This window comes from Promicromonospora citrea (genome assembly GCF_013004695.1).
GTDB lineage: Bacteria > Actinomycetota > Actinomycetes > Actinomycetales > Cellulomonadaceae > Promicromonospora > Promicromonospora citrea.
Genome location: NZ_JABEMG010000171.1, coordinates 1 through 7,836, shown reverse-complemented (window position 1 = coordinate 7,836; position 7,836 = coordinate 1). Strand labels below are relative to the sequence as shown.

At 74.3% G+C, this 7,836-nt stretch carries 8 protein-coding genes; 3 read left to right on the top strand and 5 right to left on the bottom strand.

Going from position 1 to position 7,836, the window contains the following annotated elements; genetic code table 11:
- A partial coding sequence (locus HLB15_RS21150; protein WP_212760184.1) for a hypothetical protein occupies positions 1-622 on the bottom strand: 622 nt, incomplete at its 3' end.
- 64 nt (positions 623-686) lie between these two features.
- Between HLB15_RS21150 and HLB15_RS21145 the strand changes: the two genes are divergently transcribed.
- Positions 687-1,328, top strand: a complete 642-nt coding sequence (locus tag HLB15_RS21145) for an MSMEG_1061 family FMN-dependent PPOX-type flavoprotein (protein WP_171108386.1) — start codon at positions 687-689, stop codon at positions 1,326-1,328.
- 69 nt (positions 1,329-1,397) lie between these two features.
- Positions 1,398-2,099, top strand: a complete 702-nt coding sequence (locus tag HLB15_RS21140) for a hypothetical protein (protein WP_171108384.1) — start codon at positions 1,398-1,400, stop codon at positions 2,097-2,099.
- Positions 2,100-2,106: 7 nt separating this feature from the next.
- Here HLB15_RS21140 and HLB15_RS21135 read toward each other — a convergent pair whose 3' ends face one another.
- The 3 genes from HLB15_RS21135 to dxs all read right to left on the bottom strand — a co-directional run bounded on the left by HLB15_RS21135 (position 2,107) and on the right by dxs (position 5,823).
- Positions 2,107-2,778 (bottom strand): GNAT family N-acetyltransferase, encoded by a 672-nt coding sequence (locus HLB15_RS21135; protein ID WP_171108382.1) that lies wholly within the window; start codon positions 2,776-2,778, stop codon positions 2,107-2,109.
- 61 nt (positions 2,779-2,839) lie between these two features.
- On the bottom strand, positions 2,840-3,925 hold the full coding sequence (locus tag HLB15_RS21130; RefSeq protein ID WP_189086991.1) for a carboxylate-amine ligase: 1,086 nt from the start codon (positions 3,923-3,925) through the stop codon (positions 2,840-2,842).
- Positions 3,926-3,933: 8 nt separating this feature from the next.
- A complete protein-coding gene (gene dxs / locus HLB15_RS21125; RefSeq protein WP_171108380.1) occupies positions 3,934-5,823 on the bottom strand; it encodes a 1-deoxy-D-xylulose-5-phosphate synthase in 1,890 nt (629 codons plus the stop codon).
- Between the two features lie 217 nt (positions 5,824-6,040).
- Here dxs and HLB15_RS21120 point away from each other — a divergent pair, with 217 nt between their 5' ends.
- On the top strand, positions 6,041-7,492 hold the full coding sequence (locus HLB15_RS21120; protein WP_171108378.1) for a GuaB1 family IMP dehydrogenase-related protein: 1,452 nt from the start codon (positions 6,041-6,043) through the stop codon (positions 7,490-7,492).
- A gap of 22 nt (positions 7,493-7,514) precedes the next feature.
- On the opposite strand, the gene HLB15_RS21115 is transcribed toward HLB15_RS21120, so the two are convergent.
- Positions 7,515-7,766, bottom strand: a complete 252-nt coding sequence (locus HLB15_RS21115; RefSeq protein WP_249360494.1) for an ATP-binding domain-containing protein — start codon at positions 7,764-7,766, stop codon at positions 7,515-7,517.
- Between the last annotated feature and the right edge of the window lie 70 nt (positions 7,767-7,836).

Sequence of the window (7,836 nt, the reverse complement as noted above, 5' to 3'; positions counted from 1 at the left end):
CGGCGCCGGCGACCAGCCGGCGCCAGAGGCTCGTGGCGGGGCGGGCGGGCTCGAGACGGGCCGGCACGACGTCGGCGACGCGGCGGGCCTCGTCGAGGTGGCGGTGGCGGGCGTCGGTGGCCAGGCCGAAGGCGTGCAGCGCCTGGACGAGCACGGTGGCGTAGGGGTCGCCGGGGTCGACGTCGATGCGGAAGCGGAGGTCGGCGTCCACCTCGTCGGCGAGCTCGCGGGCCGCCGAGGTGGCCAGCCGCGCGGTCGTGGCGCCGATGCCGGCCTCGACGAGACGGTCCGTCCCTGTCGCCAGCACGTGCGAGACGTGCGTGAAGCCGGCCTTCTGGAGCACGGCGACACGGAGCTTCTTGCGGCGCTCCTCGAGCACCGTGACCGGCACGGCGCGCAGGTCGGCGTGCACGCGCACCTCGCGGGTCGCCGTGTAGGCCTCGCGGACGCGCTCGCGCAGGTCGCCGTCCGCGGTGGTGAGCAGCCGGGCGTCGTCGAGCAGGGACCGGGCCTGGTCCAGGACGCGGCGGGCGGCGCGGGGCGACCACGTCCGGGGGAGGCTCCGGGGCGGGGCGGCGGGCGCCGCCGGCGGCGGGCTGGGGAGGGTGCTCTGCTCGGTCATGGCGCTGCGAGCGTACCCGGATGGTCTGACATGCCCGGTTTGCACCGGGTCTAGGGTGAGGGACATGAGCAACCCGAGCAGGTTCGGCGGCACCCCCGTCACGACGGTCGAGGAGCTGCGCGAGATCATCCCCCCGCCCCTCGGCCCGGCGGCCGGCAAGGTGCGGACCGCCCTGCACGATCTCGACCGGCAGTGGCTCGAGGCCTCGCCCCTGTGCCTCGTCGCGACGTCGGACGCGGCGGGCACCGTCGACGTCTCCCCCAAGGGCGACCCCGCGGGCTCGCTCGTGCGGGTGCTCGACGAGCGCACGATCGCGATCCCCGAGCGCCCCGGCAACCGCCGCACCGACGGCTACCTCAACGTGCTCTCCAACCCGCACGTCGGGCTGATCTTCCTCGTCCCCGGCCGCGGCGACACGCTGCGCGTCAACGGCCGGGCCCGGCTCGTGCGCGACGCCCCGTACCTCGCGGACCTCCGGGTACGGCGCAACGTGCCGGTGCTCGCGCTCGAGGTCGACGTCGAGGAGGTCTTCCACCACTGCTCGAAGGCGTTCCTGCGCTCGCGCGCCTGGGACCCCGAGACGTGGGAGCCGGAGGCGGTGCCGCGTCGCGCGGTGATCGCGCACACGCTCGAGCGGCAGGACCAGACGCTCGAGGAGGTCGAGACGCACTACGGGCCGCGGTACGCGGAGACCATCTACGGCTGAGGACCGCGGGACCGGGTGAAGTCGGCTGTTTTCCTTGGCGCCGCCCGGCGACGACGGGACGATGCAGGCATGTCGACGCCCCCCGAGCAGCCGCCCGCACCCTACGAGCCCGCGGGCCGAGCCGCCGACCCGCAGCAGCACGCGGCCCCCTCCCCGGGACAGCAGTACCCGGCACCGGCGCGTCCCCGGAAGACCGGGCCCAAGGTGCTCACCTTCGTCGGCGTCGGCGTCCTCGTGCTCGGGATCGTCCTCGGCGTCGTGGGCGGTGTGGGGACCGCGCGGGGCATCGCCGACATGGTGCCGGCGGACCTCGTCACCGCCCAGGGGACGGCCGGCAGCGACGCGATAGGGGTGGAGCAGTCGACGACTCCCCTCACCTTCGAGGCGACGGAGCCCGGCGCCTACATCGTGTACGAGGTCTCGCGGGGTCCTGCCGCGCTCCTGGCACCGTCCGCGGTGACGGCGGAAGGGCCGGGCGGCCCGGTGCACATCATGCCGCCGGACCAGTCCGGCGCGCTGCCGATCAACGGGTGGTCCGTGTACCCGCTCGGGGTCATCGGCCTGGAGGACCCCGGCAGCCACACCCTCGTCGTCGACGAGCGGATGGCGACGCCGGACGCCGCGATCGCCGTCGGCGCACCGCTCGACGTGGACAGCACGCTCGCGATCGGCACCGGCGGCCTGGTCCTGCTCGGCGGGTTCCTGCTCGGCGGGCTGGGGTTCGCCCTGACGGTCGCCGGCGCGATCTGGTGGGCGGTCGCCAAGCGGTAGCCCGCCGTCAGGCCGGCGGCTCCTCCAGCAGCGCCCGCACCGCCTCGACGCCCTCGAGTCCGACGTCGAGGCGGTGGGCGGCCGGCCGGTCGGCCCAGGCGGCGCGCGTCATCCGGTACCGGTTCTCGACCACCTGCTCGCCCTGCCTCTCCTGCAGCGCGACGCCGTTGGGCGCGTAGCCGAGCGACCGCGTCACGCCGTTCGACTCGGGGTTGTCGTCGAACGCCTCGGTGGTGGCGACGTCGGCCCCGAGGCCCTCGAAGATCAGGTGCAGGGCCATCAGGCGCATGCGCTTGCCGATGCCCCGCCCGTGGTGCGGCAGGGCGAGCCAGGACCCGGTGCCGACCGACCGGGTCACGCGGAAGCCTCGTGCGGTGAGGCCCTGCACGCCGACCGGCTCCCCCGCGCGGAAGACCGCCAGCTCCAGGGCCCACTCCTCGGCGGACACCCGGCCGCGCGCCGCCCAGTGGTACTGGAGCATGCGGCGGCGCACCTCCTCGGGCGTGCCCGCGTTCCACGCCCTCAGGAAGGGCCGCCGCCCGGGCGGGTGGATACCCGCCACCGCGACGTCGGCCAGCGCGACGAGCTCGGCGTCGTCGGGCAGCCGGAGCTCGAGGTCGCCGCAGGTCACCCGCAGGCCGAAGGGCGGGAAGATGTCAGCGAGGGCAGCACGATCCATGCCGCGACGCTCGCAGACCCGCCCCGAGGAGACAACTTCTTTCCCGGGGCCCGGCCCGCGGCTACTCCAGCGTCGCCTCCGACGCGCGGCGGGCCACCGCGGCGAGGTCGCCGTCGGTCTCCGCCGCCCAGGACCGCTGACGGGCGGCGCCGCCGCCCGAGGCCCACAGCTCGCCCAGCAGGTCGGTGACGGTGTCGAGGTCGCCCTGGTCGCTCAGCGCCTCGCGCACGTGCGCCACCAGCGCACCGACCACGTCGTGCGCCGGGGCCGGGCGCCAGGTGCGCGGGTCCACGAGGTCACCCTTGAGGCCCGACCGACCGGCCCGCCACAGCGCGGTGCGCAGGATCTCGACGGGCACGTCCGGCGCCGGGGTGTCCCGGGCGCGGGCGGCGGTCTCGACCAGGCCCCGCGCGAGCGCGGCCAGCAGGGTCGCCGTGTTCGCCGAGAGGCAGACGTCCGCCACGCGGATCTCCACCGTCGGGTAGCGCGCCGAGAGCCGCGCGTCGAAGTAGACCATCCCCTCGTCGAGGATCGTGCCGGTCGCGACCAGGCCCTTCACGGCGTCGTGGTACGCCTCCGGGCTGCCGAACCGGCGCGTCGGGCCTGCCGTGTGCCAGCGCGCCCACACCTGCGACCGGAAGCTGGCGTACCCCGAGTCGTCGCCCATCCAGTACGGCGAGTTCGCCGACAGCGCGAGCAGCGGCGCGAGCCACGGCCCGATCCGGTCGAGGACGGCGACGCCCTCCTCGTCGTCGGCGACCGCGACGTGCACGTGGCAGCCGCTGGTGAGCTGCTCGCGCGCGGTGAGGCCGAACTCGGCGCGCGCCAGGAGGTAGCGCAGCTTGCCGACCGTGGTGCCGGCGAGCGCCATCGGCGAGGTGGCGAGGGCCGCGATGCGCGCGTCGTGCCGCTCGGCGGCGGCCTGGGCGCCCGCGCGACCCTCCCGGATCGCCGCGGCGATGTCCTCGAGCGACGAGCGCGGCGGGGTGGCCGTCTCGATCTGCTCCTCCATGAGCTCGTACTCGAGCGGCCCGTCGTCGGGCTGCGCGCTGCCGATGACGTCCTGCGCGCGGGCGATGGGCGCGCCGTCGTGCCCGACGAGCATGAGCTCTTCCTCGACGCCGACGGTGCGGCCGGTCCCCGTCATCCCGGCGCTCACAGGAGGGCCAGCGCAGCGAGGGCGTCCCGGGTGGCGTCGGCCGCGGTCATGCGCTGCGCCCGGACGATGTGGTCGCGGCTGGCGTGGTCGAGGAACGCGACCGGCAGACCGAGGTGCACCTGCGGGGTGCCGATTCCCTGCTCGCCGGCGCGCTGGGCGAGCATGTCGCCCACGCCGCCGTCGACGACGCCGTCCTCCACGGTGACCACGAGGTCGTGCTCGCCGCACAGCTTGACGAGGTTCTCGGGCACGGGGAGCACCCAGGTCGGGGCGACGACGGTCGCCTCGACGCCGTGCGCGGCAAGGGCCTCGCCCGTCTCCAGGGCGCAGCCCGCCATCGAGCCGACGCCCACCACGAGCACGCGCCGGGGCGTGCCCGCGCGGCCTGCCGCGGCCTCGAACCGGCCCACGACGTCCACGCCGTCGAGCGACTCCAGCGCCGGGACGTCGTCGCCGACGGCGCCCTTGGGGTAGCGCACGACGGTGGGCGCGTCGTCGACGTCGACGGCGGCGCGCAACGCCTCCCGGAGCGTGGGCTCGTCGCGCGGGGCGGCCAGGCGCAGCCCCGGGACGATGCGCAGCATCGCCATGTCCCACATGCCGTTGTGGCTCGCGCCGTCGTCACCGGTGATGCCCGCGCGGTCGAGCACGAAGGTGACGCCCGCCTTGTGCAGGGCGACGTCCATGAGCACCTGGTCGAAGGCCCGGTTGAGGAAGGTCGCGTACACGGCGACGACGGGGTGCAGCCCGGCGTAGGCCATGCCGGCCGCCGACGTCACGGCGTGCTGCTCGGCGATGCCGACGTCGAAGGTACGGTCGGGGAACTCCTCCTGGAACGGCGCGAGCCCCACGGGGTGCAGCATGGCCGCGGTGATCGCGACGACGTCGGGCCGGCGGCGGCCGATCCGCACGATCTCGTCCGCGAAGACCTTGGTCCAGCCGAACCGGCTCTGCGCGACGGGGAGGCCGGTCTCGGGGTGGATGACGCCGACGGCGTGGAACCGGTCGGCGATGTCCTCCTCGGCGGGCTTGTAGCCGCGGCCCTTCTCGGTGATGGCGTGCACGATCACGGGGCGGCCGAACGCCTTGGCACGACCGAGCGCCCGCTCGAGCGCCTCGGTGTCGTGCCCGTCGACGGGGCCGATGTACTTGATGCCCAGGTCCTCGAACATGCCCTGGGGCGCGACGACGTCCTTCAGGCCCTTCTTGAGCCCGTGCAGCCAGCGCCAGGCGAAGCGGCCCGGGGCGCCGGACCGGTGCAGGGTGCGCGTCGCCCAGCCGAGGAACGCCTCGTAGCCGTGCGTGGTGCGCAGGGTGTCGAGGTGGTTGGCCAGGCCGCCGATGGTCGGCGAGTAGGAGCGGCCGTTGTCGTTGACGACGATGACCAGCTTGCGGTCCCGGCTCTCGGCGATGTTGTTGAGCGCCTCCCAGGCCATGCCGCCGGTCAGGGCGCCGTCCCCGATCACGGCGACGACGTGGTCGTCCTTGCCGCGCACCTGGTTGGCCTTGGCGATGCCGTCGGCCCAGGACAGGGCGGTCGAGGCGTGGGAGTTCTCCACGACGTCGTGCTCGGACTCCGCGCGGCTCGGGTAGCCCGAGATGCCGCCGCGCTTGCGCAGGTCGGAGAAGTCCTGCCGCCCCGTGAGCAGCTTGTGCACGTACGACTGGTGACCCGTGTCGAACACGATGGCGTCGCGCGGGGAGTCGAAGACGCGGTGCAGCGCGATGGTCAGCTCGACCACGCCGAGGTTGGGGCCGAGGTGCCCGCCGGTGCGCGAGACGCTCTCCACGAGGAACCGGCGGATCTCCTCGGCGAGCTCCGGCATCTGGCCGGGCGTGAGGGCCCGGACGTCCTCGGGGAGGCGGATGTCGCTCAGCAGACCCATCTGCGTCCTTTCGTCGTGCCCTGCACGTGACCTGTCGTCGTGTCCTGTCGGGCGGATCGGGGCCCCACTCTAAAGGGCTCCGACACCTCCACTGTGCCACCTCGGTGGCCTCTCCCCTGCCTGTTCGGAGGCCGTCTGCGATACCTCCACACGGAGGTGCCACGGATGTGCCCGAATTCATAGGCACGAGCAGAAGAACTCTTTACTCTTGAGAACCGTGCGATTCCTCCCGGGGCAGTCCCCCACCACGGACCTCACCTATGGTGACGTGTTCCTCGTTCCCTCGCGCTCGGACGTGACGTCGCGGTTCGACGTCGACCTGTCCTCCGACGACGGCACCGGCACCACGGTCCCCGTCGTGGTCGCCAACATGACGGCGGTGGCGGGCCGCCGCATGGCCGAGACGGTCGCCCGGCGGGGCGGCCTCGCGATCCTCCCCCAGGACGTCCCCGCCGACGTCGTCGCGGGCGTCGTGGCCGACGTCAAGGCGAAGGACCCGGTGATCGAGACCCCCGTGGTCGTCGCGCCGCAGGACACGGTGCACAGCGTGCTGACCCTGCTCGGCAAGCGCGCGCACGGCGCGGCGGTCGTCGTCGAGGACCGCCGGCCCGTCGGCGTCGTCACGGAGTCCGACTGCGCCGACGTCGACCGGTTCACGCGCGTGTCCGAGGTGATGTCGGCCGACCCGCTGCTGCTGGACGCGAACCTGCTGGACGGCCCGGACGGCCTGGAGGCCGCGTTCGACGTGCTGCACTCCGCGCGCCTCGACGTCGCGCCCGTGGTGCGCGACGGCCTGCTCGCCGGCGTGCTGACCCGCAAGGGTGCGCTGCGCTCCTCGATCTACTCCCCCGCCCTCGACGCGGACGGCCGCCTGCGCATCGGCGCGGCCGTCGGCATCAACGGCGACGTCGCGGCCAAGGCCAAGGACCTGCTGGCCGCGGGTGTCGACGTGCTCGTCGTCGACACCGCGCACGGGCACCAGACGCGCATGCTCGCGGCGCTCGACGCCGTGCGCTCCGTGGACCCGGACGTGCCCGTCGTCGCGGGCAACGTCGTGACGGCCGACGGCGTGCGCGACCTGGTCGCCGCCGGCGCCGACATCCTCAAGGTCGGCGTCGGTCCCGGCGCGATGTGCACCACGCGCATGCAGACGGGCGTGGGACGGCCGCAGTTCTCCGCCGTGCTGGAGTGCGCGGCCGCCGCGCGCGAGCTCGGCAGGCACGTCTGGGCCGACGGCGGGGTGCGCCACCCGCGCGACGTCGCCCTCGCCCTGGCCGCCGGTGCCTCCCAGGTGATGGTGGGCTCCTGGTTCGCGGGCACGTACGAGTCCCCGGGCGACCTCAAGGACGACGGCACCGGCCGGCTCTACAAGGACTCCTTCGGCATGGCGTCCGCGCGCGCGGTCGCCGCCCGCACGGCAGGCAGCGGCACGGCCTTCGCCCGCGCCCGCAAGGCCCTGTACGAGGAGGGCATCTCGAGCGGCAAGATGTACCTCGACCCGGCGCGGCCGGGCGTCGAGGACCTGCTCGACGAGATCACCTCGGGGCTGCGTTCGTCGTGCACCTACGCGGGCGCACGGTCGCTGACCGAGTTCGCCGAGCGCGCGGTGGTCGGTATCCAGTCGGCGGCGGGCTACCAGGAGGGCATGCCGGTCGCGACGAGCTGGTGAGCTGACGCCCCGGCCGGGCGCCTCAGCCCACGACCACCAGCCGCCGGGTCGGGCGGGTGAGCGCCACGTAGAGGTCGCGCTCGCCGCCCGGCCGCGCCCGGGTGATGCCGTCGGGGTCGGCCACGACCACGGCGTCGAACTCCAGCCCGCGCACCTGCGAGACCGGCACGACACGCACCTCGCCCGCCGCGTTCGCCGCTCCGCCGACGGCACGGGTCAGACCGGAGCTCACCCCGGTCACGAGGAACGTCTGGGGGCTGGGGTGTTCTGTCATGCCCTCGAATCTACACCCTGTCGATTTTTAGTCAACGTCCTGTCGATTATGATCGACGCCGGGTAGAGTG